This is a genomic window from Methylocystis sp. NC52PC, from assembly GCF_055698645.1.
On the sequence record NZ_CP170127.1, the window covers coordinates 2163124 to 2188323 of the forward strand.

At 62.6% G+C, this 25200-nt stretch carries 28 protein-coding genes and 1 tRNA gene; 14 read left to right on the plus strand and 15 right to left on the minus strand.

Going from position 1 to position 25200, the window contains the following annotated elements:
• Positions 1 to 21 precede the first annotated feature (21 nt).
• From ACETII_RS12365 to ACETII_RS12375, 3 genes are all read left to right on the plus strand, one after another.
• Positions 22 to 717 (plus strand): HAD family hydrolase, encoded by a 696-nt coding sequence (locus ACETII_RS12365; RefSeq protein WP_363346251.1) that lies wholly within the window; start codon positions 22 to 24, stop codon positions 715 to 717.
• Positions 718 to 767: 50 nt separating this feature from the next.
• Positions 768 to 842, plus strand: a tRNA-Val gene (locus ACETII_RS12370).
• Positions 843 to 2567: 1725 nt separating this feature from the next.
• The gene (locus ACETII_RS12375; RefSeq protein WP_363346349.1) at positions 2568 to 2813 is read left to right on the plus strand and encodes a NepR family anti-sigma factor; all 246 of its coding nucleotides are present in this window, start codon (positions 2568 to 2570) and stop codon (positions 2811 to 2813) included.
• A 91-nt stretch (positions 2814 to 2904) separates the two neighbouring features.
• Here the strand turns inward: ACETII_RS12375 and ACETII_RS12380 are convergent, their stop codons facing one another.
• Complete coding sequence (locus ACETII_RS12380; RefSeq protein ID WP_363346351.1) at positions 2905 to 3336, minus strand: hypothetical protein; 432 nt, start codon at positions 3334 to 3336, stop codon at positions 2905 to 2907.
• Positions 3337 to 3673: 337 nt separating this feature from the next.
• Here ACETII_RS12380 and ACETII_RS12385 point away from each other — a divergent pair, with 337 nt between their 5' ends.
• Positions 3674 to 3892 carry a hypothetical protein gene (locus ACETII_RS12385; protein WP_363346353.1) on the plus strand — a complete coding sequence of 73 codons (219 nt, stop codon included), beginning with the start codon at positions 3674 to 3676 and terminating at the stop codon, positions 3890 to 3892.
• Between the two features lie 669 nt (positions 3893 to 4561).
• Here ACETII_RS12385 and ACETII_RS12390 read toward each other — a convergent pair.
• A complete protein-coding gene (locus ACETII_RS12390) occupies positions 4562 to 5638 on the minus strand; it encodes a hypothetical protein (protein ID WP_472785677.1) in 1077 nt (358 codons plus the stop codon).
• Positions 5639 to 6237: 599 nt separating this feature from the next.
• Between ACETII_RS12390 and ACETII_RS12395 the strand changes: the two genes are divergently transcribed.
• Complete coding sequence (locus ACETII_RS12395; RefSeq protein WP_472785678.1) at positions 6238 to 6741, plus strand: hypothetical protein; 504 nt, start codon at positions 6238 to 6240, stop codon at positions 6739 to 6741.
• A 289-nt stretch (positions 6742 to 7030) separates the two neighbouring features.
• Here ACETII_RS12395 and ACETII_RS12400 read toward each other — a convergent pair whose 3' ends face one another.
• The 5 genes from ACETII_RS12400 to ACETII_RS12420 all read right to left on the minus strand — a co-directional run bounded on the left by ACETII_RS12400 (position 7031) and on the right by ACETII_RS12420 (position 10251).
• Entirely contained in the window at positions 7031 to 7552 is a 522-nt protein-coding gene (locus tag ACETII_RS12400) for a cupin domain-containing protein (protein WP_472785679.1), read from the minus strand.
• A 157-nt stretch (positions 7553 to 7709) separates the two neighbouring features.
• Positions 7710 to 8009: a putative quinol monooxygenase gene (locus tag ACETII_RS12405; protein WP_363351308.1), complete on the minus strand. Its 300-nt coding sequence runs from the start codon at positions 8007 to 8009 to the stop codon at positions 7710 to 7712.
• 1022 nt (positions 8010 to 9031) lie between these two features.
• The gene (locus tag ACETII_RS12410; RefSeq protein ID WP_472785680.1) at positions 9032 to 9277 is read right to left on the minus strand and encodes a hypothetical protein; all 246 of its coding nucleotides are present in this window, start codon (positions 9275 to 9277) and stop codon (positions 9032 to 9034) included.
• A 214-nt stretch (positions 9278 to 9491) separates the two neighbouring features.
• Entirely contained in the window at positions 9492 to 9836 is a 345-nt protein-coding gene (locus ACETII_RS12415) for a hypothetical protein (protein WP_363346365.1), read from the minus strand.
• Between the two features lie 112 nt (positions 9837 to 9948).
• Entirely contained in the window at positions 9949 to 10251 is a 303-nt protein-coding gene (locus ACETII_RS12420; protein WP_363346367.1) for a hypothetical protein, read from the minus strand.
• A 433-nt stretch (positions 10252 to 10684) separates the two neighbouring features.
• Here ACETII_RS12420 and ACETII_RS12425 point away from each other — a divergent pair, with 433 nt between their 5' ends.
• Both ACETII_RS12425 and ACETII_RS12430 read left to right on the plus strand, forming a co-directional pair.
• On the plus strand, positions 10685 to 11104 hold the full coding sequence (locus tag ACETII_RS12425; RefSeq protein ID WP_472785681.1) for a hypothetical protein: 420 nt from the start codon (positions 10685 to 10687) through the stop codon (positions 11102 to 11104).
• 165 nt (positions 11105 to 11269) lie between these two features.
• Positions 11270 to 11797, plus strand: a complete 528-nt coding sequence (locus ACETII_RS12430) for a hypothetical protein (protein WP_363346370.1) — start codon at positions 11270 to 11272, stop codon at positions 11795 to 11797.
• A 27-nt stretch (positions 11798 to 11824) separates the two neighbouring features.
• Here ACETII_RS12430 and ACETII_RS12435 read toward each other — a convergent pair whose 3' ends face one another.
• The gene (locus ACETII_RS12435) at positions 11825 to 12034 is read right to left on the minus strand and encodes a hypothetical protein (protein WP_472785682.1); all 210 of its coding nucleotides are present in this window, start codon (positions 12032 to 12034) and stop codon (positions 11825 to 11827) included.
• 247 nt (positions 12035 to 12281) lie between these two features.
• Between ACETII_RS12435 and ACETII_RS12440 the strand changes: the two genes are divergently transcribed.
• Positions 12282 to 13469 (plus strand): acetate/propionate family kinase, encoded by a 1188-nt coding sequence (locus ACETII_RS12440; protein ID WP_472785683.1) that lies wholly within the window; start codon positions 12282 to 12284, stop codon positions 13467 to 13469.
• On the opposite strand, the gene ACETII_RS12445 is transcribed toward ACETII_RS12440, so the two are convergent.
• Both ACETII_RS12445 and ACETII_RS12450 read right to left on the minus strand, forming a co-directional pair.
• Entirely contained in the window at positions 13463 to 14158 is a 696-nt protein-coding gene (locus ACETII_RS12445; RefSeq protein ID WP_472785684.1) for an extensin-like domain-containing protein, read from the minus strand. The genes ACETII_RS12440 and ACETII_RS12445 overlap by 7 nt on opposite strands.
• Before the next feature lie 477 nt (positions 14159 to 14635).
• On the minus strand, positions 14636 to 15034 hold the full coding sequence (locus ACETII_RS12450) for a hypothetical protein (RefSeq protein ID WP_363346378.1): 399 nt from the start codon (positions 15032 to 15034) through the stop codon (positions 14636 to 14638).
• A gap of 281 nt (positions 15035 to 15315) precedes the next feature.
• Between ACETII_RS12450 and ACETII_RS12455 the strand changes: the two genes are divergently transcribed.
• The 5 genes from ACETII_RS12455 to ACETII_RS12475 all read left to right on the plus strand — a co-directional run bounded on the left by ACETII_RS12455 (position 15316) and on the right by ACETII_RS12475 (position 18231).
• Positions 15316 to 15894 (plus strand): HdeD family acid-resistance protein, encoded by a 579-nt coding sequence (locus ACETII_RS12455; RefSeq protein WP_363346380.1) that lies wholly within the window; start codon positions 15316 to 15318, stop codon positions 15892 to 15894.
• A gap of 246 nt (positions 15895 to 16140) precedes the next feature.
• On the plus strand, positions 16141 to 16968 hold the full coding sequence (locus ACETII_RS12460) for a division plane positioning ATPase MipZ (RefSeq protein WP_472785685.1): 828 nt from the start codon (positions 16141 to 16143) through the stop codon (positions 16966 to 16968).
• A gap of 104 nt (positions 16969 to 17072) precedes the next feature.
• On the plus strand, positions 17073 to 17303 hold the full coding sequence (locus ACETII_RS12465) for a hypothetical protein (RefSeq protein WP_363346384.1): 231 nt from the start codon (positions 17073 to 17075) through the stop codon (positions 17301 to 17303).
• 80 nt (positions 17304 to 17383) lie between these two features.
• Positions 17384 to 17614, plus strand: coding sequence for a hypothetical protein (locus ACETII_RS12470; RefSeq protein ID WP_363346386.1), 231 nt, complete (start codon positions 17384 to 17386; stop codon positions 17612 to 17614).
• A 350-nt stretch (positions 17615 to 17964) separates the two neighbouring features.
• Positions 17965 to 18231 (plus strand): hypothetical protein, encoded by a 267-nt coding sequence (locus tag ACETII_RS12475; RefSeq protein WP_363346388.1) that lies wholly within the window; start codon positions 17965 to 17967, stop codon positions 18229 to 18231.
• Here ACETII_RS12475 and mmsB read toward each other — a convergent pair.
• Positions 18228 to 19154 (minus strand): 3-hydroxyisobutyrate dehydrogenase, encoded by a 927-nt coding sequence (gene mmsB / locus ACETII_RS12480; protein ID WP_363346390.1) that lies wholly within the window; start codon positions 19152 to 19154, stop codon positions 18228 to 18230. The genes ACETII_RS12475 and mmsB overlap by 4 nt on opposite strands.
• A 17-nt stretch (positions 19155 to 19171) precedes the next feature.
• Complete coding sequence (locus tag ACETII_RS12485) at positions 19172 to 20665, minus strand: CoA-acylating methylmalonate-semialdehyde dehydrogenase (protein ID WP_472785686.1); 1494 nt, start codon at positions 20663 to 20665, stop codon at positions 19172 to 19174.
• Between the two features lie 186 nt (positions 20666 to 20851).
• On the opposite strand from ACETII_RS12485, the gene phhA reads away from it, so the two are divergent.
• A complete protein-coding gene (gene phhA / locus ACETII_RS12490) occupies positions 20852 to 21724 on the plus strand; it encodes a phenylalanine 4-monooxygenase (RefSeq protein ID WP_472785687.1) in 873 nt (290 codons plus the stop codon).
• Between the two features lie 3 nt (positions 21725 to 21727).
• On the opposite strand, the gene ACETII_RS12495 is transcribed toward phhA, so the two are convergent.
• From ACETII_RS12495 to hppD, 3 genes are read right to left on the minus strand one after another with little or no spacing between them, the layout of a single operon-like run.
• A complete protein-coding gene (locus ACETII_RS12495) occupies positions 21728 to 22735 on the minus strand; it encodes a fumarylacetoacetate hydrolase family protein (RefSeq protein ID WP_472785688.1) in 1008 nt (335 codons plus the stop codon).
• On the minus strand, positions 22732 to 24039 hold the full coding sequence (hmgA, locus tag ACETII_RS12500) for a homogentisate 1,2-dioxygenase (RefSeq protein WP_472785689.1): 1308 nt from the start codon (positions 24037 to 24039) through the stop codon (positions 22732 to 22734). The genes ACETII_RS12495 and hmgA overlap by 4 nt, the downstream gene beginning before the upstream one ends.
• A gap of 1 nt (position 24040) precedes the next feature.
• Complete coding sequence (gene hppD / locus ACETII_RS12505; protein WP_363346400.1) at positions 24041 to 25144, minus strand: 4-hydroxyphenylpyruvate dioxygenase; 1104 nt, start codon at positions 25142 to 25144, stop codon at positions 24041 to 24043.
• Positions 25145 to 25200 lie beyond the last annotated feature (56 nt).

Here is a 25200-nt window from a genome sequence, read left to right on the forward strand (position 1 = left end):
GGGCCTTTACGCCGATGTCACATGATTCAGCGCCCGCCCATCCTTGTTTTCGATCTCGACGGCACTTTGGCGGACACCGCCCAAGACCTCATCGCGACCCTCAACGTCCTGCTGGCCCGCGAGGGCCTGCCGACGGTTGCGCCTTCGGCGGCCCGCAGCCTCGTCGGCGCCGGCGCGCGGGCCTTGATCGAGCGCGGCTTCGCCCTGACCGGCGCCCCGCTTCCGCCAGAGCGAATCGACCCGCTGGTCGAGGAGTTTCTGGTCCATTATGAAGCGCACATCGCGGACGAAAGCGCGCTTTTTCCCGGCGCGCGCCCCGCGCTCGAGCGATTTTCGCAGGCCGGCTTCCGCCTGGCCGTCTGCACCAACAAACCGGAGCGTCTGGCGCGGCTGCTGCTCGAAAAGCTCGACGCCGCCGACTGTTTCGCGGCGATCTGCGGGCGGGGAACCTTCCCCATGCACAAGCCGGACCCTCGCACCCTGACGCTGACGATCGAGGCGGCGCAGGGCGACCCTCGCCGCGTGGTGATGGTGGGGGATTCGAAAACCGACATCGACACCGCCAGGGCCGCCGGCGCCCCGGTCGTGGCGGTGGATTTCGGCTATACGGACACGCCGGTGGCGGCGTTTGCGCCCGACCGGGTCATCTCGCATTTCGACGATCTGTGGACGGCCGCGACGGCCCTGCTCGACCCCTCTTGTTTCCGGCGCACTTGACGGGAGGGCGGCGCGTCTCTTACAGGGAAGCGTTCCGCGTCGATCGCGACGGGCGGCTAGCTCAGCGGGAGAGCACTCCCTTCACACGGGAGGGGTCACAGGTTCAATCCCTGTGCCGCCCACCATTAAGCTTCTTGAAAACCATCAGGCTTGAAAAATCCTGATTTCAGGACTTGGGCGCCTCGGCGCAGAACGGCCCACGAACGTGTGCTTTCTATCCGCGGAAAATCCGTGCGAAGTCTTCCTGCTCCGACACTTAACCTTGGATTACTCGCGCGCGAGTATGACTGCTTGGCTCCTTAGAACGGGAGCGCCTGGTTGATGACCCTAGACGAGCGAGGAAAGTCGCCCGGATCGTCCGATCGGACGGGTGCGGTCGGGATAGCAAGCCCCACGAAGGCCGAGAAGGCGCAAGGGCGTCACGATGGCGCCGACGAATTGACATGCCGGCTATTGGATGCCGATTGCGAGGCGATTCAGAAAGCCGCGTCTGTATTCTCCCTGTAACGGCCGATCCATCGCAGGAGCCTTGCCGGTTTCGGCGCTTTACCGCACTCTTACTTATGAATAAATAAAGGGTGGCGTTGGGTCGTTGTTAATAAAACACACCCGCGGGAGGTCAGGCGACAAAATTGTCAGGGCCCTTTGGACATCACGCGCTTTTCAAAACTTGCGGCGCCAATTGACGAACTGTGGTCGCCATCATCACTTCGAACTGATCGCAAAACAGTGTCGCTGGCGCCGGCTTTCAAACATTGATGAGGAAGAAAGAACCTCCGACAAGTTCATTGGACTGCGCCAGACTCGCGCGCCGCCTTTAGCGCCTAGGAAAGGTAAAAAATGCCGCGCCGTTCGCCGCTCGTCCCTGCGCTGGAAGTTGCGCAGCTTTTGCTCTAAGGGTTGCCCCGCCGAGATGAAACCTGCACAGCGGCGGACATACTTGGAGTAACGAATGAGAAAATTGACGTTAGCTTTTTTGGTTGCATCGATGATGACGCCGGCGCTCGCCCAAGCGGCTCAACCGCCTAAACCTCCATCGCATCCCGTCCATCCTGAACATCCCAACCATCCTCCGCCGCCTCCAGGATGCGATCACAGCAGAAAATGTCCGTCGCCTCATTGAGGCAATTGCGCGCCCGTTAATTTCCATCGTCGCTTGCAGAGCCGGCCTCGTCGCGAGGCCGGCGTTTTTGATTGAGCGGCCGCGAGAAAACCCTGAAAGCCGCAACCCACGTCGTCCACGAAACGGCGTAGCCGGTGGCGTCGAAGATCCTGACAGATGGCGATCAGATAGGCTTGTCGGGGTCCCCGCGCCGTACTCCCGCCGTTTCAATAGCTCCCCGTGTGCACAAGGCGGTCGCGAGGAGATTTTATCGGATCAACGAGTCCGCCCCGCTGACGCGCTCCGCACGACTTCGACGCTCTATTTTTCCGCCGCGATCTGCTTGATCAGGGCGACGACCTCAGCCACGGGGGGCCGTCGCGCGCCAATCACCCTGCAAGGCTACGGAACGTACGCGGGTCGGTGGTAAACAGAGATGGCAGTAAGAAGGCCCGCCGAGGGCGCCCTCAGGCGGGCCCCACGTTGCGCCGGTTTTCGCGTGGCGTTTGGGCTGCGGACAGCCGCTGCGATGCGAGGCGTTTCGCAACGTGCGACGTTACACTTAGGGTTTAAGCCGGCTCCCCGCAATACAACGTGCCTCTTCCCCGCCGAGTCCGGGTCGATCGACGCTTCCGGCGCGCCCGCGGCCGTCGCCGTCGCGATTAGACGACTTGGCCTGGCAAAGACCGGAAATCCCGCGAGCAAAACTAAATAGGAGCGGAGACCAAGCGGGAGGGGGCGCCGCGCAATGGCGGTAGACGACAAAGCGGGCGCGGCCAAGCCGTCGCAAGAGGAATTCGCTATTCATGAGAGGCTTGGGCAGGAACTTCGCCGCTCGTTCGAGGCAGTGGTTGAGGAGCCGCTCCCGGAGCGGATTGCCAACTTGCTTATACAGCTAGCCCTCGCGCAAGCCCTGAAGCTCGGAGGCGAGGAAGAAGGGCGTTTGGGCTGGCCAGGCGGCCCAGCTTTCCCACCCCGAAGGCCCGGCTTCTGATTGCAAGAGCTCGGCATGCAACCGCCTTGGAGCGGTTGCATGCCTTTGACTCAACTCAGCGGAGATGTGGAACTGAGCCGAGCAAAGTGGGCTAGAAGCAGGTGCAACCGCCGCCGTAGCCGTAGGTGACCGGGTAAGCGGCGCCGTAAGCGCCACAGCCCGCCGAGCCCCAATAACCCGGACTTGCGGCGCCCCAGTAACCAAACGGCGCGGCGCCGAGAGCCAAGCCGGTCGCCAGGCCGGCTCCTAACCCCAAACCGCCGTATCCCCAGCGGCCCCAGCCAGGCCTCGCATACCCCCAGCGGGCGTAACCCCAGCCAGGTCTCGCATAGCCCCAATGGCGCCCCCATCCGCCGCCATATCCCCAATGACGGCCCCATCCGCCGCCATATCCAATGTGGCGGCCCCATCCGCCGCCCCAACCGTATCGACCCCATGCGGAAGCGGGAGTGGAAATCGAGAACGCTCCGACCAGCGTAACTGCGGCGAGCGCCGTCGTGAGCAGTTTGTGTGAGTTTCTCATTGCCGCGTCTCCGGGTCCTTGCCTGACAAAGCCCCTCGGCCAGCCCATGCAACGCGAGGCCCGTCGGGTTGTTCCCTCGGCGAAAGAGGGCTATTCGGCCGCGCGTTGCGGAAACCTGTGTGGGCCGTGCGGATGCAGGCGGCTATCGGCGATGTTTCCATGCGCCAGAAGAGGGGGACGGACCGCCCCCGGGACTCTACCGCGCCCGAGCGACCTATGCGATGCGCCGCCATACGGACCCGGACAGGCCCTTCCGCTTTTTTGCTGCGATCAACCGCTGGAGCCGACAGCGACAGCTTCGGTGAAAGGGGTGCACACGTTCCTGTGAGTCCAATCCATGTCCTTCGTAGCGCTTACTCCAGTCGCTCGCCCTGTCTCGGCGCGCGTGATCTCCGCATTGCCAATCCTGGGCGTAGCGGCGTTTTCGGTATCAGGCCTCATCCTGGCCGTTTCGACTTACAAGGCGGCGAAGGACAGGGATTGGCCGGCGGCGCTGATCGGCTTAGCGCTCACCGCTATCTGCGTCATTTTCGCCGCCGGGATCTTGCTGGTCTAAGGGGGCGCCAAAGAAGCCGCGCGTTGCGGAAACCGCTCCGACGGCGTCGTTGTTATCCGGAGATGCTGGAGACGGATTTGCGACCGGCGCTGGCTCGCAGGAAGGTTACTTGCGCAGCTCGGGGAGGCGCTGCGCGCGGACGTCGCCAACAGAGGCCTCTAGCGTCCCAAACGACGCTCGCCGCTCGAGGTTTATCAACCGGCGCACCCGTGGCTGAGAGGCGAAACTATCGGCGCTCACGACAAGCGCCGCTCTAGGCCGCAAGGATCCTTCTCCAGCGCGGCAAAAACCGAGGACACGATGGGGCGAAGGATGAAAATCCATGATTTTCTCCCAGGTTGCTCGTGGGTCTTAGGAAGAAAGGCCGGCGATGCATGCGCGGCGACGAAGCACTATACGAGGACGGGCGATAAATTCTACTTGCGGAATCTACGACCTTGCCAATGCTCGCCCTCAGCGTCTTCTGCCGCCGCCCCCTCGCCGTTCACGCGTCGTACGGTGGCGCCCGAGGTTACGCCCGCGCCAGTTGCGTGGACCTCGCGCCCGCCGCGAGCTCGTCCGGACTCCAATAGTTTCGATCTTCGCCGCGGCCACGCCTTTCTTGCAGGCCCGTGAAAACAAGCCGAAAAATGATCTTCCCGTCGCGGATTGGCTATTTCAGTTAGTCGGTTATATGCCGGCGAGCTTGCGCAGAAGCATCTGAACCAACTGCGCGAAAGGATAGTCGAAAAGAAGAAGCGGCGCCATTGGCGCTAGAGCTGCCGCTCCAATAATCACGAAAAGGCGCAGGCTCATTGGGGCAAGGCGCATGTTGCGCACCACTGTGACGCTGTTCGAAAGATCTGCAAGGGATTGAAGATCGGGCGTTCCGAGCAGCTCCTCCTGCGGGCCCTCGCCCCTGATCCATTTCCGTTCGAACGCGCCGACATAGCGAGACGAAAGCGCAGTATAGTCGAGCAGTCCTTTTTCCAGACACGCCCGCAGCTTGAAGGCGAAGACGGAGAGAGGGGCGATGAATAACGCCACGTCGATAAGCAGCGTCATGAACAACGCGGGAAAGATAGCGTTCAGACTGGTTGTGCCGGAAGCAATGTCCCCGGCGAAGGTCGCTGAAACGATGATTGAAATCACGAGAACGAGAGTCGCGAAATGCGTGTGCACGATCTCGAGATAGCCGAGCCCCCCGGCGCGATCAGGATGGTCGGGCGCCAATTGGAGGTCCATCCTGCTCAGCCGCCACAGGAGCACATACCAGAAAGCGAGCCGCCAGGCCCAGCGGAACATCAAGAAACGAAAGAGCGGTAGACAGACGAACCAATACCAGGCCGCGGCGAGAGGAGTGGCGCCGAGCGCCTGGATGAATTCATGCGCGCTCTCCTCTGTCAGCCGCATCCGCACCCAAAGCAGGGACAGAGCGGCGGCTGCGACGAGGCTCGTCGCGTCCGGCGCCCATGAGTTCGTCCAACGCAAGAGCCGGCCGGCGGCCGTCTCCAGTTCTGGCAAAGCGCGCTCGCCGACAACTCCCGAGCGCACCAATAGCACGATGAACTTCCGGAACTGGGCGTCTAGCGCCGTTTCCGCGACAAAGAGCAGCGGCAGAGCCAGAAGGAGCCGCGCATGAACCGCTATGACGGGCAGAGCAAAAATTTTCGTCGTACCCTGAGCCAAGGCGAGAGCGACAAGAATGAGCCAGGAAACCCAGCCCAGCGTCAATCCCAGCGGGATCGTATTCGTGTCGCCGCGCACAAGAGCGCACCGCGCGCTCAGTCGGTGCAGCGGGCCGCCAAGCAACGAGAAGTTCGCAATTCCTGAGACCAAACCCATTAGACCTCGCAACGAGCGGTGGCCAATCCGCGAAAGAGCGCTTTCGCCGCGCAGACGACTTGTCTTCGATGAAGACAACGGTCATCGCATTTCAAGCTTATTTTTTATCCGTTGGAAACACCCCTTCCGGGCGATCCTCTCATCATGGCGATGTCACATCAGCCGGCCTTTTTCTCGGGGGCCGCCGTCGCCGACTGATCTGGGCTCTTCATGGGCGCTCGCAATTCCACGGGTTAGGTCCGCGGAAGGCGATCTATCTGGCGATGAAAAGCTTCGCTTTCGTATGGTCGTTTAGGCCTTCAAGGTAGTCTGGGCGCATATGCCCTTGTCTCCACCATGTGAATTTTCGGTGCGTTACAGAAACATACGTCCGCTCAGGGAATTATGGGATACGGCCCGAGGGTGGTCGCCTCATGCCAATCCGGGGCGGCTTCTTCCCAAAGCGTAAGTCGTCCCGGTGTCCCGCGCCACTTCCTCGGAAAAGTCAAAGGCTACCACCTGTGCAAGCCAGGAGTATGCGCATGTTTAAGTTCCCCGAACTCAACCGCCACATGATTGCTATTCCGTCTCTGGCGCTAGCGATCGTTGGGGTCGCGGTTGCCGGAAATATTTGGTTCGAGCGTACCGCGCGGAACCTGTCCGAGATCGACAGCGCCCGGACTACACAATCGTGGGTCAATCCTGCCGATCAACAGGCAGCCAACCCCGATTCCAATACTAACTTCCTGGCTGAGTTGCGCCGAGTGCCTCCGAACGCCTACGGATCCGCGCAGCCTGAGCCGATTCAGCGAAACACTCAGAGCGGCGCGAGCGCGGTGTCGCCTTCGCTGAAACAGGCGGATAAGACAGGTCCGACTGAAGCGAAGAACTGGACGGAAGAAGAATGGCGGCTCGCGACCGCGGCTGTTAACGCTTATCGTAAGACGGGCAAGGTGGTTAAAGGATTGAGCCCGAGCGCCTTGTCAGATTTGATTTGGCAGCCGCCGGCAGAAATTGCCGATCAGACTTCGGGCGCGTCTCGCTAACTGAGCGCGCTAGGCACAAGCAGCGAAACAAGATGGCCTCGCGTTGGAGACTTATCAGTCTTCGGCGCGGCGGTCGGGGTCGCGGCGTATACTGAAGGGGGCTCTCCAGTATTTTCCACAGCTATCCGCTGATGCTGTGCGAGGTAAGCTCTGATGGCGAGAGAGACCGGCGGGGCTCCTCGTGCGCGCCTCTGCCGACAGGCGCGGGCCTGGCGGCCATTTCAGCCCCTCAAGCTTCGAGATGGCCGCCAGCCTCGCTGCAGACCGCTACTTGCTGTCCTGTGAGAAGTTAATCTTCCCGTTGCGCCGCGCCGCGTCTTCCATCCGGCGCTATGTTGAGACGAGGATCGTCCCTCGGGTCGATATAATCAATGCTCCAGGGCCCGACTGAGGTTATTTGCAGGACGGTCTCTTCGTCTGCAAAGACATAATGCGCGGCCTGAGGCGGCATGGCCATGAAGCCGCCCGCGTCAATGGGCTTAGCGGAGGCCCGATCCGCCTTCGGACCCATTCCCAGGCTGAATTTGCCGGTTAGAACAGTTACGACTTCAGCCTTCGGGTGCGTGTGCGGCGGGATGTAATAGTCTTTTGGAACCTTCACCCGAAGCGCGAACAAGCCCTCCTTCGTGGGGTCTCCATATAAGAGCGCCGCCTCGGCGCCTGCAGGGAGTGAGGCTGGAGCTGGCGCCCATTTAACATCCTTGGGCGAGATAATCGCTCGGGTGTCTGTCTCTGAGCGAGCGATCGAGCCAAGCGAACTACCGGTGGCGATAGCAACGCCAATGATCACAACCGCAGCTTTGCGTTTCATGGCCCCCTCCAAAAGTAGAGAGGGTAGTAACTATGCCTCCATTCCGCTATTTCGACCCTTGGGAAACCAAGGCCGCGGCGGCGGGCGCAGCAAAAGCGGCATTACCTTCGCTGTAGCAGAAGGCCCCGACGCCCGAGTAGACGGTTGTTCCAGCAAGTCAGCTGAACTTGGACGCCAGGACCTCAACCTTCTCAATCTTGGGCGGCAGAGAGAAAAGGTCCGGAGCCTTCGCCATGAGAGCCTTCGCCACTTCGCCGGCAAGATGGGCGTCTCTGCCTGCTTCGTCGCGGAAGACGTCGAAAATACCGAAGGTGGTTGGCGATAGCCTGATCGCGAACCACGCCATCGTTTCCGGCTCCGCTTCGACGAGCGGCAGCGCAGATTTCAAAAATGCAGCGACTTCATGCTCCTTGCCGACCTTTGCTTCCAGCGTCGCCAAAATTCCGAACTTAACCATCACGCCCTCCTTCACAACTACGCCCATCTGGTAAGGGGCGAGCGCGTCTCCAGCACGCTCAGCCCTGAATATCAGCTTCGCCTTATGGACGTTCAGCTTCTCTTCAGATGGGCAACAAAGTCGAGATCGCGCCGATGCACAACAGCGCAAGCACGAACAGCACCATTTCCTCCTTTTCCCTGACGCCCCCTTGCATCCGCCTCTCGGGCTGGCGCTTAGACAATGCGCCGGCCTCGTATCCGTTCCGGGAAACTCGTGGCCTCAAGTGCGCGAGGCAGAAGGGAGCGCTACTACGAAGTTGTCAAGTCGCTACAGATTTGACTGTCGTGTGAGCGAAAGCAGAGGCGCTGCGGGCTCAGATCGAGCGACAAGAAGCTAGCGATCCAGAAAGCCGAACGCCGGCTTGTCGAACGACCAGCGGCAACCTTCCGCGCCCGATTGAATCAATTGGGTGAAGCGATGGCCGCGGTGGACAGAATAGGCGGAAACAGATCTCGGAAGGGTTGCGAAACGAAGGCGCAAAATTAGTTAGCTGGCTTCCTCAAACCGGAGAGACTGCGATGACCCAATCTGGATTTTTGGGCTTGGCCCTGGGAGCGGTGATGATCTTGGGCTTAGAGGCAAACGCAGCCCCTATTGCCGCGATGCCGCCAACTGTTGGACTTTCCGCCGCCACTGTTCACGCTACGGTCGGAATGGAACGTCGTGCGGCGCGTCGAGCTGAGAGGCAAGTCCACCGCTATGAGCGCCGCTCGGAGCGTTACGCTCATCGCGCCGAACGCCGCGCCATCCGCCGCGGTTACTACTGAGGCCGGCAAGGAAGCGTCCATCCGATCCAGATCCTAGACCTGAGACGCGCGGCGTTAGGAGTTGGAGGATAGGGGAGCCGCTTATTCGCCAAATCAACGGGGCGGCCCGTTTTTACGCGTGGACGAGCCGCCTGCCAACTACGGCCCCGTCGAGCCAACCATCCAACCAGAGCAATATTCTTTGGCGCGAAGCCTGCGACGAAGGCGCGCTCGCTAATTGAAGTGGCGAGGATCGTTCTGCGCCTCGGCGGAGCGGGCGCTACGCAGAATTTCCAGCTTGCGCGGCGCGTCAAAGAAAGCGCGAACTTCTGGCGGCACTTCCGCGAGTTTTTCGCTGAGCAGCGAAATGGCGAGCGCGACGCTTTCCTCTATGTTCAGCCCGGGCCGGTCAAACCAGTCTGCGTCCAGACAGGCTGAAAGCTGATCAAGTTCGTCCCGCTCAGCGACGCCGTCTTCCAACAGAGTTTTTTCCGATTCTACGCCGAGCGCTCTGGCAAGGGCGTCAAGCGGCGACTCGCCCTTACGCCAGCCCCCAACGTGGTAGGCCAAAATGGCGTGCTTGGAACTGCGCCATTCTCGGTCGTTGCGACCCCAGTAAGATCTAAACACGGCTCATCCCACACGCCGTCAGCACGCTGTCTTTTCGTGGCGTCGACCGCCTATGTTCAGCCCGTCAGGGCTGGCCCAAGCCCGGCATGGGCGGCAGGGATTCGATGTGCTGGCCCAGACCCGTGTAGCTTTGATTGCCGACCTGGGTGACGCCGGCGTTGTTCGACTGCGAGCTGCCGGCCTTGCCGATGGAGACCTGCTGCACGCCGACAAAATTGGTCAGGCTGTTCTGCTTGACGTCGAGGTCGTTATGCTGGCCGAACTGCACGCCCGCGACGGCGCTCAGCAGCGGGTTATTAATGTTGACGCCGATGAAGCTCGGGCTGACGCTGATGAAGCCTCCGAGCGCTTGCGCCTGCGCCTGAGCGCCGCCAATGCAGACCAGAACTGGGATAAGCCAATATTTCATTTGTCGGCTCCGATCTTTAGAGGCTTTGTCAACAACGGACGCTATGGCCCGAGATAAGATCGCGGCCGATGACGGCCGCGATCTGTCTAAACCATCCGGCTTAGCGCAAGGATCACGGAGCGCCGAAGTTCAGCGGAACCTGAGCCTGGATCACGGTCGCCTTGTTGATGGCCGCGCCACCCTTCGAGGTGTCGCCGATCGTCTGCCCGAGCTCCAACTTCTGCGAAACGTCGCCGTTGGCGTTGACCGGAACCTGCGCCTGCAGGACGAAAGCCTTGTTGAGAGCGAAGCCGCCCTTGGAGGTGTCGCCGATCGTCTGGTTGAGCTTCAGCGACTGGGCGATATCGAGGCCGCCAGCCAGAGCGTAGGTGGTGGAAAGGGCCAGAGCGGCCGAAACGAGAAGCAGCTTCTTCATATCTATTCTCCGAAGGTGAAGCGTTGATTTCAGCTTCGAAACCTGTCTACCTTCGGAAGCTGCGTCCGGAATAGACGCCAGTTTGGCCATCGAATCTGTCCAAATGGGTGAGGAGACCTCTTTGGGCAAAGTCGCTAGCCTTCCGCGCTCCCTTTGGTGATTCGTCGGCTCAACGCCTCGCCGATCGCTCGCGTGTGGGATCGAGAGGTCTGCGGTCCTTGTTGTCGCCCGAGACGATGCAGAGCCCTTCGCATAATGCCGCGCTTAACTGCTGCGATCTTACGTGACGGCGACATCCGCCCGATATTCATCCGTGCGCGAAACGATGCTCCATCTGCGAGGCCGCGGTCATAATTTTTAGTTTTCATTAACCATAACGACCGATCCTTGCCGCCTCATTCGAACCGCCGACCATCCATAGGGGCGTCAGCATATGACCGAGCAGAGGCGAAGGCTGTTTGACATTCTGGTCATATGCGTTCTGCGGTATGGTCTCAGCCAGGATAAGCGCTACGCTCTTGCTGCGCTCGTCGCCTGCCAGGCGCTCCACGACGTGCCCCGAAGGCAACTCGTCGGCTACGTCGAAGGTCGTTTGACGGAGTTGCAGGCGAGGCTCGTCGCGTCGCCGACGCCGCACAGCAAGGTCGACGAGAGCTATGCGACGCTCGCCGCCTTTATTCGGTCGATGGGGTTAGCCAAGGCGCTCAAGGGCGACCGGACGCTTCGCTTCGACAGCGACCGAGCCAAGTTGAGTTTGCGCCGCATCGCCCCCCAGCTTGCCGAGGCGATCGACGCTTGCGACCGTCGCTCGCCCTCTCCAAAGACGCCACGCCCGCTGCAAGCGGTGGCTTGATCCGGCGTAGCTTTGCTGGAGCAAGAGCGCGCGGGAGGGCTTGACGAACGGACGGGGCTCAACATGTGAGCAAGTTAGCCCTTTCGTGCGTGACGAGTCACTCAGATGCCTTGCGATGTCTTGGGCAACCGGCTTTTACTGCTGGCCTCCTTCGCGGGCTCGCTCATGGGCGCTGTTTTGTGCGCGCCGCCGACCAGGGCTGATTTCTTCGATGAGCTTTTTGGCTTCGACGCTTATGTGCGTCAGCCGATCGCCCCGCGAATGGCTCGGCGTCCGCCAAGGTCGCTCGGCCATTGGCAAAGCTCTCGGATAAAATCCCGTGTCAGCTATGCGCCGATCTTTCACGAGCGGCTGAGAAAACCTCAAATCGCCTATGAGCCAAATCGCCGCAATGGCGAGCCCGGCGGCGAGGCCGCGACGGGAAGCAGCCCCGTCAGGCCGGCGTTTTGCGGTCGCATGCTCAAAGACGCGCCGAGGTCTCGCCAATTGCTGAACGACAAGACGCTGCGTTCCGGCGACATTGTCGTAACGGAGGCGGGGATATTGGTCTTCGAAGGCCACGGGGCCTGCCCGCATACGGCGCGAGATTTCATCACGCCTGGAGCCGCCGATCTGTCGAAGAGCAAGCGAAGCGCGCTTGCGAAACTCGAAGAAGCGGTGCATGCGACGCATGCGCATTATGCGCATCGCTAACCCTGACAGACCGAAAAAATTGAAGCGTCAGATCGTCGAAGCTGCCTGACATAACGCCACAGTGGGATAAGCGAGCGCGCCCACCAGATCGCCCACCGCGTCCGCGGTTGCGAAGTCGCCGATCCAGAGGATGATGATCCCCTTGCTGATCTCCGCAAGGGCGAAACCGCCATAGGCGGCGGTCTGGGCGCGCAAGCTTGTGGAGAGGCTAAACGCGGGGTCGGGCCAAGTCCTCACAGCGACGCCGGGTTCAATCTGCCGCCGCGGAGATGTTTGACTGAAACGCATTAAGAGACCCCGGCTCACGCGCAAACGAACTGGAAGGCACGATCGACCCGCAATAGGGCGCTTGCATGGCGAAATCGCAGCCATGCAAGCGGCGTTTTTCCAAAATCACCTTCGGCCGCGCCGAACTTGAGCGGCCGGCTCTCCCAGAATATGACAGACAGAGCCCAAGCCTAACCTCGCCAGACGGAATCTCGACATGACCAGCATCGCCGTCGTCAATGCGGGCTCCTCCAGCATCAAATTCGCTGTTTTCGGCGCTGCGCCGACCCCCAATTTGAGGCTGAGAGGGCTGATCGAGGGAATTGGCGCGACGCCGCGCGCGAGTCTCTCCGACGCCAAAGGGGAGACGCTGCTGAGAGAGGAGCCGCCGCCGGAGGGCTTCGATCACGCCGCCGCGACGCAGGCGATGATGCGCATGGCGGCGCCCTGGCTCGACGAAGGAGACATCGTCGCCGTCGGTCATCGCGTCGTTCACGGCGGCCCCGAATTCTCGGCGCCGCTGCGGCTCACGCCGGACATCGTCGACCGTCTCATGACGTTCATTCCGCTCGCGCCGCTCCACCAGCCTCACAACCTCGCGGTGATCCGCGCCATGTTCGCCGCCTATCCTGACCTGCCGCAGATCGCCTGTTTCGATACGGCTTTTCACCGCAGCCAGCCGCAAATCGCGCAAGCTTTCGCCATCCCGCGGAAATATTCAGAAGAAGGCGTCAGGCGCTACGGGTTCCACGGCATTTCCTATCGGTATGTCGCCAGACGCTTGAAGGAGGCGGCCCCGGATCTCGCGATGGGCCGGGTCATCGTCGGCCATCTTGGCAATGGCGCGAGTCTTTGTGCGCTCAGCGCCGGCCGCAGCGTCGCAAGCACGATGGGTTTTACGGCCGTCGACGGCCTGATGATGGGCACGCGTTGCGGCGCGCTGGACCCGGGCGTCCTTATTTATATGATGGATCATTATCGGATGGGCGCTCGCGATCTCGAGGATTTGATCTATCGACAATCCGGCCTGCTCGGCGTATCGGGCCTTTCATCGGATATGCGAAGCTTGCGCGCCGCCGGCGCACCCGAGGCGAAGGAGGCGATCGCACTTTTTGTCTATCGGATTTTGCGCGAGATCGGCTCGCTTGCGGCGGCGCTCGGCGGCCTCGACGCCCTCGTGTTTACCGGTGGAATTGGTGAAAACGATCAGGAGACTCGGGCGGCGGTCGCGGCCGGCTGCGCTTGGCTGGGCGTCTCTTTGGACGATGAGGCCAACAGGCGCCATGCGTTGCGCATTTCCACTGAGGGCTCTGCGGTCGCCGTGCTGGTCATTCCCACAGACGAAGAGGTGGAGATCGCGCGGAGCGCGTGGGAGTTCGGCCGCGACGCGGCGGGGCGCTACTGACAGATTCTGTAGCTATCGCGAGCGCCGTGCGGCTGCAGATCGACGTGCAGGTGGTCTTCATGAAACCCATCGGGGGAGCCGGGCCCCAGCACAGTCGTAAACCAGCCACAGGCTGTGCGACGGACAACGTCGAAGATGTTTTTTGACCGCTGATCGTCTGGCTCGTCGGCGTAGACGCTGCGTCTATTGGAGAGTTTGAAAGCGGAAATGTCCAGCGCCAGACCAAGAGCGTGCGCACTCATTTTGGAGTCGGGCGCGCGATTGCGGGTGCGGCACTCATAGCCCGGACCGGTGACGACAGACGTCAGGGCGGCGCCGAATTCGGCGTGAAACAGGGGCGCCACGGCGTCTCGCAGCCAATCGGCCAAGCGCTCAGCAAGCCGACACTCGATCATGGGGCGTTGCGGAAAAGTTATTGGCGTCCCGGCGCCGCGGCCGGCGGCTACGGCCTCTAACCGGATCGGGGCGTCGATGACGCAAGCACCCTCCTCATGCCGCGTCAAAGACTCATACTCGACCCCCAACGCGGTCAGTCGCGCAAGGCAGGCCCTTCGATCCTCATCGGCTCCCTCAGGCTTGGAGGGTGGGGAATACAAATCGTTCGGCGCCCTGGGCGGCAATGGCTGCGAGGCGGCGGCGCCTGTGAAAACGAGGGCGGCCGCAAAGGTCCTCGCTGCGCATGGCGTCATTCGCCCGTCTTTCTTGTTGTCATCTTGAACATGTCGCTTCTGCGCTAATTCTCGCGGGCGGTTGGCGCTTCAAGCGGAGCGGCGGCGACGCCCGCCCCTGCTCGAAACGGGGCCTCCCGTTGCGAGGCGCCAGATTTTGGCGCAACGACGCGCGCGATTCTGAATTCGAGCCGGCCCTGATCGCCTGCGTCGTGAGCGACCGCGATCACAGCGTTACAGCGCTACGGACGAGAAAGAGTGCGTCAGCGCGATACCCGACGTCAGGCTCGCTGAGAGCGTCGTTGCAATCGACAATTGCTCCGGACGCGATGTCGACTACTGTCTTTTCGGTCTGGAAGCGGTCAAAGCCGCGGTCGATTCGTGGTTGACGGAGAGACGCTTGCACTCGAAGACGCCATGACGCCGATTGAACTAATCCTATAGTAAGACGCCCCACGCGGCGACCGCGTGGGGCGTTCCAGAGTGTCAGGAACCTGCTCAGAACGGACCAAGGCCCAGCCCTAACAAGCCGCCGCCAGCGAATCCGAGCCCGAACAGGCCGCCGCCGCCATAGCCATAAGTTCCGCAAGGCGAAGCCGCCCCGTAGACGTCGCCGGCATAGCCATAAGTGCCGCAACCGGCGCAGCATCCTCCGCCGTAGCCATAGGCCGCCGGCGCCCCGTAACCATAAACGGCGGGAGCGGCATAACCATAAACGGCCCGGCCTGCGTAGCCCCAATGGCGATGGATGCCGGCGTGACGATGCCAATCCTTGTGCCATCCTGCGTGCCAGCCAAAGTGCCGATGACCCGCCTGGGCTGTACTGGTGAAAGTGAGCCCCGCGCCCGCGGCGATGGCGGTCGCCAAAGCGATCGTCTTGATGCATTTGAGATTCATAGTGCCCTCCTGCTTGAAAAGACCGCGGCCAGCGCCCCCGCAATCGGTCTGCCTTTCGCTTGGCGCCGCGACTGACAGGCGGTCGATATCGCGGGCAAGTTGGGCTGCCTGCCGTCATGTCAAGCGAAGCGGCAAAAAAACCGTCGCGTTTGGTTGGCAGAGTTCTCGCCACAGGCAGTTGGAAGAGCGCAAAGGCCTGTCCGGATAAAAACTTCTCGAAGCCGAGGCGCTTGCGTTATAGCCTCGCCCGTGCCCACGCTGGGCATGAAGGAGTTCAGGATATGCAGAAGCCTTTTGATGTTTTTGTCTTGGAAGCGCCTGACGCGCTCGCCGTGCATTGGGGTTGGGCGCTCGCGCTGGGCGTCGCCATCGGGGTCCTCGGCATTCTGGCGATCATTCGGGCGACCGCAGCGACCAAGATCGCGGTCGGTTTTCTAGGCATTCTGCTCATCACCTCCGCGGCCGCCATTCTGCTGTTCAGCGTTTCCGTCGCCGGCCTGTGGAGCGACTTCTTCGTGCACGTCCTTTGGGGCGTTCTCGTCGGCGTCGTCGGCGTCATTCTGCTGACGCGGCCGATGCTCAGCGCCGAGGCGCTCACGCTGATGATCGCCTTTTATTTCCTCATCAGCGGCTTCTCGACGATCGGCTACGCCTTTTCAGCGCATCTCGACGGGCTGTGGGTTTATTTGCTGCAGGGCGGCGTGGATCTGCTCCTCGGCCTGCTCCTCCTGACCGGATGGCCGTTTACGGGCGACTGGGCGATCGGGACCTTCGTGGGGATTGATCTGCTCTTTAAGAGCTGGTCCATCATCGCACTGGCGCTGGGCCTGCGCGCGATCTCCGAGGGGCCGCTTTTCTGAGCGTCAAAAAACGGGACGCCGGTTTGCGAGCATCCGGCGTCCCCGAAAATGAGGCCGGGCTGTCCCCGTTCGCTCTGGCTACGGCCGCGCCACTGCGCTGCAAGCGAGCTTGCTCTACCGTTTTTTGCCTTCCGAGCGGGCGGCTGCGCCTGTATGTTTTTTCAAATGCCAACGGCCGCGTCTCGTCGACGGCCGTTCATTATCCGCGCGTGCGCGAATTCGGGTCCGAGCCAGGCAGGCGAAAGCATGCATATCGTCGCATTCGTGACGCAGAAGGGCGGAGCGGGAAAAAGCACGCTCGCGAGCAATCTCGCCGTCGCGGCCCATCTCGCGGGCGAGCGCGTCTTCATTTGCGATCTGGATCCGCTCCAGTCTCTGGTGAAATGGTCGAGGCTGCGCAAGGCCGTCGATATTCCTGTCGAGCACATTCCCGCTCACAAGCTCGAGCTCGCGCTTCATTCCCTCGGCAGGGACGGCGTGACCGTCGCCGTGATCGACACGCCGGGCGCCCATTCTGAGGGGTCGCTGCGAGCCGTTCGCGTGGCCGATTTTTGCATCGTCCCGGCGCGGCCGAATATTCTCGATATCTGGGCGAGCGAGGAAACCGTCGCCACGATCAAGGCCGCCCGCAAGGACTTCGCCTTTCTGCTCAACCAATGTCCGCCCGCCCAACAGAGCGGGCGCGTCGCGCGCGGCGCGCAGGTGCTGCAAGAGTTGGGCGCCCTGCTCGCGCCGATGATCTCGACGCGCGTCGATTACCAGGAGGCTGTTCTGCTGGGTCTCGGGGCCTGCGAGTTGAGACCCAGAGGGGCGGCCGCGCGAGAGATGGCGACCCTCTGGGCAGGGGTGAAAACGCGGCTGGAGGAGCGCGAAAGGCAGAGGCTGGACGATCGGGTCATCGCATCCAACCCCGTCCTTGCCTCCTACCGCGAAATCTTCGACCAAGCGGCCAGAGTCGGCGATCTGTACACGGATTTCTTCAGGGCCATGTTGCCCCTTGCTCAGCAGCGGCCCGGCAGGGCCGCGGGTGACGAAGAGGAGGAGGAGGCCGTCCGACCGCGCCGTCGCAGCTGACGACCTTCTCGGAGGGTCCCGGCGCGCGGACCTTCTTTTCGTCCCCAGCGTTTATTTGCTGTTGGCTCGCGACCCCCGCGCCGCCGGGGGCAGGAGGGAGTGAGATGATCGTCGCCGTCGAGACGCTTTTTCTGACCGCCCTGCTGAGCGCCTTTATCGGCATTGTGGCGTTCCTGGCTTTCGCCAGCCCGCAGGCCCGCGGCTCCACCACGATGAGGGGCGCTCTCGCGGGACTTATTGTCGCGGCGAGCGTCGCCGCGCTCGGGTCATTTTTCCTCTATGCTGTAAGCCCCCATGAGCAAGCGCGACAGACGGTCTACGGCGGGGAGCCTTGAGCGCGGCGGGCGCCGCGCGAAGGGCTTTAATTCTCGGGCCCTAGACCCGATATGCAGGCCACGACGGAAGGGGTTCCTTGATGACAGACAACACAAATGACGACATGGACGGCCTGTCCGACCCCTTTAGCTACGAGGATCTCGTCTCCCAGCGGGCGATGGCCTTCTACCATGTCGCCCGACTCACCGACACGGTTCAGGACGAGGCGGTGAAGGACCTGTGCCTCACGATGCTGCGCAAGCTGAACGCCAGCATCAAGGCCCCGTCGACGGCCGAATTGAGGAGTATCGAAGGGAATAAGGCGCGCTGATCCACACCCTCGGTTGTGTCCTGGGCGCCACAGCTGCGGCGCTTCGTGTCCTCATCCGATGGTTGAACACAGTTTTGCCACAGCTCGCGCCTCCAATTCATGCGTGCTCTCCTTGGGCATTTCCTCCCTGAACTTGGGCCGCTGGCCAACCAGCGGCTCCTTTTTTGTCCGCGCGCGGGCGCTGGTGTTTTGGCCTGTGGAGAACTTGCCTAAAACACTGTTCTGCGAGGCGGATTAGAGGCAAACCGTAATCCCGGCGGTTTTTCGGCGCGCGGCGATCGCGTATGCTCCTCTGAGCCTGCGCGCAAATCTCGCAGGAAATCGACGGCCATTTATGAAGGGACGTGTGAATGCGCATCTTTATCCGCCTCTCGGCTCTGCTGGCGTTGTGTGTCGCCGCGCCGGCCATGGCTCAGGGCACCGCCGCCCAACGCGCCGCCTGCGAGGACGACGCCTATCGTTTCTGTCAGGCTCAGGTGCCGGACGCGATCGCCATTGAAAAATGCCTGAGGGCCAGCGTGGCCTCCATTTCGCCGGCGTGCCGCGCCGAGCTCGGCATGGCGACCGCCGCCTCGGCCGAAACCCCTCCGACCGGCGGCAAGAAGCGTAAGCACTAAGCCGGAACAGAGCGGCGCGGGCGTGGGCCCGCGCCTCTTTCTCCATGCGCGCCGGCGATCATTTCGTACACGCCTGAAAAGTCGTTTGCGCCGCCGCCCTGTGCTTCGTAAAGCGCGTAAAGCTGCGCGGCGGCCGCGCAGAGCGGCGTGACGGCCCCGGCTTTTCCGGCGGCGGCTTCGGCGAGACGCAAATCCTTCAGCATGAGCCTGGTGGCGAAGCCGGGCCGGTAATCTCTGTTGGCGGGCGCGCTCGGCACGGGCCCCGGGACGGGGCAGTAGCTCGTCAACGACCAGGATTGTCCGGAAGACACGGCGGCGACTTCGAACAGCGCTTCGGGCTGTAAACCAATCCGCGACGCCAGCCCAAAGGCTTCCGCAGTGGCGATCATCGTCACGCCCAGCATCAGATTATTGCAAAGCTTGGCCGCCTGGCCCAGGCCAGGCCCGCCGCAATGGAAAATCCGCGCGCCCATCGTTTCGAGCAAGGGTTTAGCCCGTGCGTAGGCGTCAGCCTCCGCGCCGCACATGAAGGTGAGGCTGCGCCCGCGCGCGCCCACGACGCCGCCGGAAACTGGCGCGTCGATCGCCATCGCCTGCGATGCTCGGGCAATCAGATGGGCGCTGCGGGCGCTTTCCAGATCGATCGTCGAGCAATCCACGAAGAGCGCCCCCTTGGCTGCGACCGGCAGCAGCGTGCGCCAGACGTCGAGCACCTGCTCGCCGGTTTGCAGCATGGTGACGACGACCTCAGCCTGCGTCGCCGCCTCTTCCGCCGCGGCGGCGACGGGCACGCCCAGCGCCGCCGCGGCGGCGCCCGCTCCATCAAGCCGGTCGAAGCCCATCACCGCTTCGCCGGCGGCGGCGAGACTGGCGGCCATGGGAGCGCCCATCGCGCCCAATCCGATGAAGGCGATGCGGGCCATTGCGGCTTCCTTTCGCGTCAGGACATCGTCGGGATGACGAAACTCGCCCCTTCCTTTACGCCGCTCGGCCATCGGGAGGTGACGGTCTTGGTCTTCGTGTAGAAGCGGAAGGCGTCGTCGCCGTGCTGGTTGAGATCGCCAAAGGCCGAGCGCTTCCAGCCGCCGAATGTGTAATAGGCGAGCGGCGTTGGGATGGGCACGTTGACGCCGACCATGCCGACCTGAACGCGTGACGCAAAGTCGCGCGCCGCGTCGCCGTCGCGGGTGAAGATCGCGACGCCATTGCCATATTCATGGGAATCGACCAGGCCGAGCGCCTCTTCATAAGCGTTCGTCCGCACGACGCTCAGGACAGGGCCGAAAATTTCCTCCCGGTAGATGCGCATCTGGGGCGTCACTTCGTCGAACAGGCAGCCGCCCATGAAGAAGCCTTCCTCATAGCCCTGCATCTTGAAACCGCGGCCGTCGACGAGAAGCTTCGCCCCTTCCTCGACGCCGAGAGCGACGTAATCGTTGACGCGCGCGAGATGCGCCTTGGAGATCAACGGCCCGAAATCCGCCGAAGGATCGGTAGAGAGGCCGATTTTCAGGCTTTCGACCCGCGGGACGAGCTGCTCCATGAGTTTTTGCGCGGTCCCCTCGCCGACCGGAACCGCGACGGAAACCGCCATGCAGCGTTCGCCCGCCGAGCCGTATCCCGCGCCGACCAGCGCATCGACCGCCTGGCCCATGTCGGCGTCGGGCATGATGACCATGTGGTTCTTTGCAGCGCCAAAACATTGCGCGCGCTTTCCGTGGGCGCAGGCGCGGGCGTAAACATATTCGGCGATCTGGCTCGACCCGACGAAGGCGATCGACTTCACGTCGCCGTCGTCGAGCAGCGCGTCGACCGCTTCCTTGTCGCCATTGACGACATTGAAGACGCCGGGCGGCAGTCCAGCCTCGATCATCAGCTCGGCGAGACGCAGCGGCGTCGAAGGATCGCGTTCCGACGGCTTGAGCACGAAGGCGTTGCCACAGGCGATGGCCGGGGCCGACATCCAGAGCGGAATCATCGCGGGGAAATTGAACGGGGTGATTCCGGCGGCGACGCCGAGCGGCTGCCGCATGGAATAGGTGTCTATTCCCGGTCCCGCCGAGTCGGTGAATCCGCCGCGCAGCAGATAAGGCGCGCCGACGCAAAACTCGACGACTTCGAGACCGCGCTGAAGATCGCCGCGCGCGTCGGCGACAGTCTTGCCATGCTCGCGCGCGAGAATCGTCGCGAGCTCGTCCATCTCGCGCGACGCCAGTTCGAGAAACTTCAAGAACACACGCGCGCGCCGCTGCGGATTGGTCGCGGCCCAGGCGGGCTGCGCGTCGCGAGCATTCTCGACCGCGGCGCGAACTTCCGCGGGAGTGGCCATTGGCGCGCGCCCGGCCATCGCGCCGGTCATGGGCTCATAAACGTCGACGTGGCGCCCGGCGCCCTGCACGCGCCGGCCGCCGATGAAATGGGCGAGCTCAGACATGATTTCCCATCTAGGGCGCGGCGCCGCGCGGCACAGGCTGGCGCGGCCTCCCGGCGCGCCTTCAAGCGGTGACGGCGTGACTTATAATATCAGACGAGCATCGCCCTCATCCGGCCCCCGCTGGCGCAACGCGCGATCTCAGGGGAGACCGCAAACGGTGGATGGGGGTTGCAAGCGAGGTCCGTTATGACCGAAGCTTTGGAGAAGAACCGCTACGCCCATGCGCGCCGCAATGCGGATTGGACGATTGACCAGGATTGGCCTTCTTATACGCCCGAAGAGCACGACCGATGGAACAGGCTTTATGCTCGGCAAGCGAAGGTTCTGCCGGGTCGCGCCTGTGAAGCTTTCCTTGCGGCGAAGCAGAAGCTCGAATTGTCGCGCGGCGGCATTCCCGATTTCGCCGAATTGAGCGAACGCCTGTCCGGCCTCACCGGCTGGCGCGTCGTTCCCGTGGCGGGCCTGATCCCTGACGACGCCTTCTTCGATCATCTGGCCAATCGCCGCTTTCCCGCCGGAGCCTTCATCCGGCCCGAGCATGAGCTCGATTATCTCTCCGAGCCGGATGTTTTCCACGATGTTTTCGGGCATGTGCCGCTTCTTGCAGACCCCATCTACGCGCAATTTCTCGAAGCGTACGGCAAGGGCGGTCAGCGGGCGCTGCACAGGAACCAGCTTCACAATCTCGCGCGGCTCTATTGGTATACGGTGGAATTCGGGCTTATCGAGACGCCCGAGGGTCTTCGCATCTTCGGGGCTGGCATTTTGTCCTCGCCCGGCGAGAGCGTCTTTGCGCTCGAGGATTCGTCTCCGAACCGCGTCGCCTTCGATCTCGAGCGCATCATGCAAACCAAATACATCATCAGCGATTATCAGCAGACGTATTTCGTCATCGAGAATTTCGAGCAACTGCTTGAGGAGTGTTATCAGGACTTCGGCGCGCTCTATGACGATCTGCTGACGCAACCCGATATCGAGGCGCACCAGCTTCGTCCTGGCGATCGGATCCTTACCAGGGGAGACCTGCATTATTTCCGCGCCAAGGGCCTTGCGGCCTGACCCTCAACCAGACCTTACGGTCTGTTCGATGGCGCCGAAGATCGAATGCCGATTGACGTCGAGCATTTCGATGCGCACGACGTCGCCAGCTTCGAGAAAGCGAGTACGGGGTTCGCCGCTGACAAGCGTCTCGACCGTTCGCTGTTCGGCGATGCAGGAATAGCCGACGCCGCCTTGCGCAACGGGCAGACCGGGCCCGCCGTCGGCCGAGCGATTGGAGACTGTGCCCGAGCCGATGATCGTTCCGGCCGCGAGCCGCCGCGTGCGCGCAGCATGAGCGACGAGTTGGCCGAAGTCGAACGTCATGTCTATGCCGGCGTCGGGACGGCCGAGCGGGGCGCCGTTGATCGACGAGAGCAGCGGCAGCGACAGTTTCGCCCCGTCCCAGGCGGAGCCCAGCTCATCGGGCGTCGCCGCGACCGGCGAGAAAGCGGAGGCGGGCTTGGACTGAAAGAATCCAAAGCCTTTTGCAAGCTCGTCAGGAACGAGCCCGCGCAGCGTCACGTCGTTTGCCAGCATCACAAGCTTGATGTGCTGGCGCGCGGCCTGCGGCGTGACATTCATCGGCACGTCGTCCGTGATCACGGCGACCTCTGCTTCGAGGTCCAGCCCATGGGCCGGGTCGTGCAGGGGGATCGGATCGCGTGGCCCCAGGAAATTGTCGGAGCCGCCCTGATACATCAGCGGATCGCTCCAAAACGACGCCGGCGCCTCGGCGCCGCGTGCGCGCCGCACCAGCGCAACGTGATTGACATAGGCGGAGCCGTCCGCCCACTGAAAGGCGCGGGGCAGGGGAGAGCCGCAATCCCTTTCGCGAAACCGGAACGTCGTCGTCGTCTCGGCTTCCACCCGTTCGGCGAGCAGTTCGAGTTGCGGCGCGGCCTTCGCCCAGTCGTCGAGCGCCGCCTGCAACGTCGGCGCAATATCGTCTGCGTAAGCCGCGCGCGTGAGATCCCGCGAAACGACCGCGAGCCGCCCGTCGCGGCCGCCCTTCAGCGATGCAAGTTTCATGATGCGCCTCCGGGCGTCCCATCGAAGCGTTTCGGCAACGCCGACCAGCACTCGGCATAATCTTCATCGAGCGCATCGAGGGTGAGCGCATAATCCGTGGGGTGCTGCGGCAGGCGCGTCTCGAACATGAAAGCGAGGGTGTTCTCCATTTTGGCGGGAGTCGAGGGGGTCTGCGTCGCGGCTGCGACAGCGTCCGCGTCCGGGCCGTGCGGCAGCATGGCGTTATGAAGCGACACGCCGCCGGGAGCGAAGCCTTCGGGCTTGGCGTCATAGGCGCCGAAGATCAGTCCCATGAACTCGCTCATCACATTCAGATGAAACCAGGGCGGCCGAAACGTGTCCTCGGCGACCTGCCAGCGCTCAGGGAAGATAACGAAGTCGATGTCGCCAACGCCCGGCTGTGTCGAAGGCGAGGTGAGCACGCAGAAGATCGACGGGTCCGGATGATCGAAGAGGAGGGCGCCCATCGGCGAGAAGCGGCGGAGATCATATTTGTAGGGCGCGTAATTGCCGTGCCAGGCGACAACGTCAAGCGGCGAATGATCGAGATCGCAGTCGTAGAAGCGTCCGCCCCATTTCACCGTGAGGCGGCAGGGGTGGGCGTCATCCTCGAAGGCGGCCGTCGGCGTAAGGAAATCCCTCGGATTGGCGAGGCCGTTCGCGCCGATGACGCCGCGGTTCGGCAAAGTAAAGGGCGCGCCGTAGTTTTCACAATAATATCCACGTGCGGGGCTGTCGCGAAGTCGCGTCCTGAACTTCACCCCGCGCGGGATGACGCCGATTTCTCCCGGCGCGAGATCGATTGCGCCGAACTCGGTTTCGAAGAGGACCGCGCCCTGCTGGGGAAGGATGAGAAGTTCGCCGTCAGCGTCGTAGAAATACTGGTCGCCTTTCGATTCTGTAACGACAAAGACCCCTGCCGACATGCCGACGCGGGCGTCCGCGTCGCCGCAAGTCGTCATGGTCCTCACGCCATCGACAAAACAGAGCCTTTCCTCGGTCAGCGGAATCGCTCCCCATCTCAACGGCGCGAGGGGCCGTTCCGTCTCCGCCCGCGCGGGCGCGGTTTTCCACAAGGGCGCGTCCGCGAGAGAGAAGCGCCGCGCGTGCAGCACGGACGGGCGGATACGGTAAAGCCAGGACCTTTTGTTGGCGCCGGGGGGCGCGGTGAAAGCCGATCCCGAAAGCTGTTCGGCATAGAGGCCATAGGGACAGCGTTGCGGCGAGTTGCGTCCTTTGGGCAGCGCGCCCGGCAAGGCTTCGGTCTCGAACTCATTGCCGAAGCCGCTCATGTACCCTGTCATGTCAACCTGCCGGCTTCAGAACGCCGCGCCTCAGCTGATCCTCTTCGATCGACTCGAAGAGAGCGCGGAAATTGCCCTCTCCGAAGCCTTCGTCGCCCTTGCGTTGGATGAATTCGAAGAAGATCGGACCGACCACGGTCTTTGAAAATATCTGTAGCAACAGCCGCGGCTTGCCGCCGTCGCTCGCGCCGTCGATAAGAACGCCGAGGTCTTTCAGCCTGTCGACAGGCTCGCCATTGCCAGGGAGGCGTTTCTCGATGGCGTCATAATAACTGTCGGGCGGCGCCGGCATGAAGTCGAGGCCGCGTTCGCGCAGCCTTCGGACAGTCGCGTAAATATCGCCGCAGGCGCAGGCGATGTGCTGGACGCCCTCGCCGTTATAGGCCTCGAGAAATTCCTCTATCTGGCTCGTCTCGTCGGCGCTTTCATTGATCGGAATACGAATTTTCCCGCACGGGCTCGTCATTGCCCGGGAATAGAGACCGGTGAATCGGCCTTCGATGTCGAAATAGCGGATTTGGCGGAAGTTGAAGAGGCGCGCATACCAGTCCGCGAGCGCGTCCATGCGGCCGCGCCGAACATTATGGGTCAAATGGTCGATCGTGGTGAGCCCCACGCCCTCCGGCCGCGGATCTGGCGCGCCTGTCCAACGGAAGTCGATATCCCAGATGGAGCCCTTCTCGCCATAGCGATCGACGAGATAGATCAGCGCGCCGCCCACGCCCTCGATCGCGGGGATATGCAATTCCATGGGGCCCGCGCGCGACGGAACGAGCCTCGCACCGAACTCTTCCGCACGGCGGAAAGCCACGCCCGAGTCTTTCACGCGGAAACCCAGGGCGCAAACCGAGGGCCCGTGCTCACGCGCGAATTGCGCCGCGAAACTGTCGGGCTCGGCGTTGAGGACATAGTTGATGTCGCCCTGCCGATAGAGCGTCACATCCTTCGAGCGGTGACGCGCAACAGCGGCGAAGCCCATGGTCCCAAAGAGGTCGGCGAGCCGCGCCGGCTCGGGATGCGCGAACTCGACAAACTCAAAGCCGTCCGTTCCCATCGGGTTGTCGAGCGACCCATGGGCGGCAGGGTCGGAAACAAGCGCCGTCATCGCCGATCTACCTTGTCGTTAGGCGGAAGATATTGCGGCCGAGCCCTGCGGGTAGC

What these genes read in the sequence shown, in the direction of transcription:
- ACETII_RS12375 (WP_363346349.1), top strand. Translation starts at nt 2,568, where the DNA reads ATGGCGGTAGACGACAAAGCGGGCGCGGCCAAGCCGTCGCAAGAGGAA.
- ACETII_RS12470 (WP_363346386.1), top strand. Translation starts at nt 17,384, where the DNA reads ATGACAGACAACACAAATGACGACATGGACGGCCTGTCCGACCCCTTT.
- ACETII_RS12415 (WP_363346365.1), bottom strand. Translation starts at nt 9,836, where the DNA reads ATGAAATATTGGCTTATCCCAGTTCTGGTCTGCATTGGCGGCGCTCAG.
- ACETII_RS12485 (WP_472785686.1), bottom strand. Translation starts at nt 20,665, where the DNA reads ATGTCTGAGCTCGCCCATTTCATCGGCGGCCGGCGCGTGCAGGGCGCC.
- ACETII_RS12475 (WP_363346388.1), top strand. Translation starts at nt 17,965, where the DNA reads ATGCGCATCTTTATCCGCCTCTCGGCTCTGCTGGCGTTGTGTGTCGCC.
- ACETII_RS12420 (WP_363346367.1), bottom strand. Translation starts at nt 10,251, where the DNA reads ATGAAGAAGCTGCTTCTCGTTTCGGCCGCTCTGGCCCTTTCCACCACC.
- ACETII_RS12455 (WP_363346380.1), top strand. Translation starts at nt 15,316, where the DNA reads ATGCAGAAGCCTTTTGATGTTTTTGTCTTGGAAGCGCCTGACGCGCTC.
- ACETII_RS12450 (WP_363346378.1), bottom strand. Translation starts at nt 15,034, where the DNA reads ATGAATCTCAAATGCATCAAGACGATCGCTTTGGCGACCGCCATCGCC.
- ACETII_RS12495 (WP_472785688.1), bottom strand. Translation starts at nt 22,735, where the DNA reads ATGAAACTTGCATCGCTGAAGGGCGGCCGCGACGGGCGGCTCGCGGTC.
- ACETII_RS12425 (WP_472785681.1), top strand. Translation starts at nt 10,685, where the DNA reads ATGACCGAGCAGAGGCGAAGGCTGTTTGACATTCTGGTCATATGCGTT.
- hppD (WP_363346400.1), bottom strand. Translation starts at nt 25,144, where the DNA reads ATGACGGCGCTTGTTTCCGACCCTGCCGCCCATGGGTCGCTCGACAAC.
- ACETII_RS12380 (WP_363346351.1), bottom strand. Translation starts at nt 3,336, where the DNA reads ATGAGAAACTCACACAAACTGCTCACGACGGCGCTCGCCGCAGTTACG.
- ACETII_RS12430 (WP_363346370.1), top strand. Translation starts at nt 11,270, where the DNA reads ATGGGCGCTGTTTTGTGCGCGCCGCCGACCAGGGCTGATTTCTTCGAT.
- ACETII_RS12365 (WP_363346251.1), top strand. Translation starts at nt 22, where the DNA reads ATGATTCAGCGCCCGCCCATCCTTGTTTTCGATCTCGACGGCACTTTG.
- ACETII_RS12395 (WP_472785678.1), top strand. Translation starts at nt 6,238, where the DNA reads ATGTTTAAGTTCCCCGAACTCAACCGCCACATGATTGCTATTCCGTCT.
- ACETII_RS12385 (WP_363346353.1), top strand. Translation starts at nt 3,674, where the DNA reads ATGTCCTTCGTAGCGCTTACTCCAGTCGCTCGCCCTGTCTCGGCGCGC.
- ACETII_RS12440 (WP_472785683.1), top strand. Translation starts at nt 12,282, where the DNA reads ATGACCAGCATCGCCGTCGTCAATGCGGGCTCCTCCAGCATCAAATTC.
- ACETII_RS12445 (WP_472785684.1), bottom strand. Translation starts at nt 14,158, where the DNA reads ATGACGCCATGCGCAGCGAGGACCTTTGCGGCCGCCCTCGTTTTCACA.
- ACETII_RS12465 (WP_363346384.1), top strand. Translation starts at nt 17,073, where the DNA reads ATGATCGTCGCCGTCGAGACGCTTTTTCTGACCGCCCTGCTGAGCGCC.
- ACETII_RS12405 (WP_363351308.1), bottom strand. Translation starts at nt 8,009, where the DNA reads ATGGTTAAGTTCGGAATTTTGGCGACGCTGGAAGCAAAGGTCGGCAAG.
- mmsB (WP_363346390.1), bottom strand. Translation starts at nt 19,154, where the DNA reads ATGGCCCGCATCGCCTTCATCGGATTGGGCGCGATGGGCGCTCCCATG.
- ACETII_RS12460 (WP_472785685.1), top strand. Translation starts at nt 16,141, where the DNA reads ATGCATATCGTCGCATTCGTGACGCAGAAGGGCGGAGCGGGAAAAAGC.
- hmgA (WP_472785689.1), bottom strand. Translation starts at nt 24,039, where the DNA reads ATGACAGGGTACATGAGCGGCTTCGGCAATGAGTTCGAGACCGAAGCC.
- phhA (WP_472785687.1), top strand. Translation starts at nt 20,852, where the DNA reads ATGACCGAAGCTTTGGAGAAGAACCGCTACGCCCATGCGCGCCGCAAT.
- ACETII_RS12400 (WP_472785679.1), bottom strand. Translation starts at nt 7,552, where the DNA reads ATGAAACGCAAAGCTGCGGTTGTGATCATTGGCGTTGCTATCGCCACC.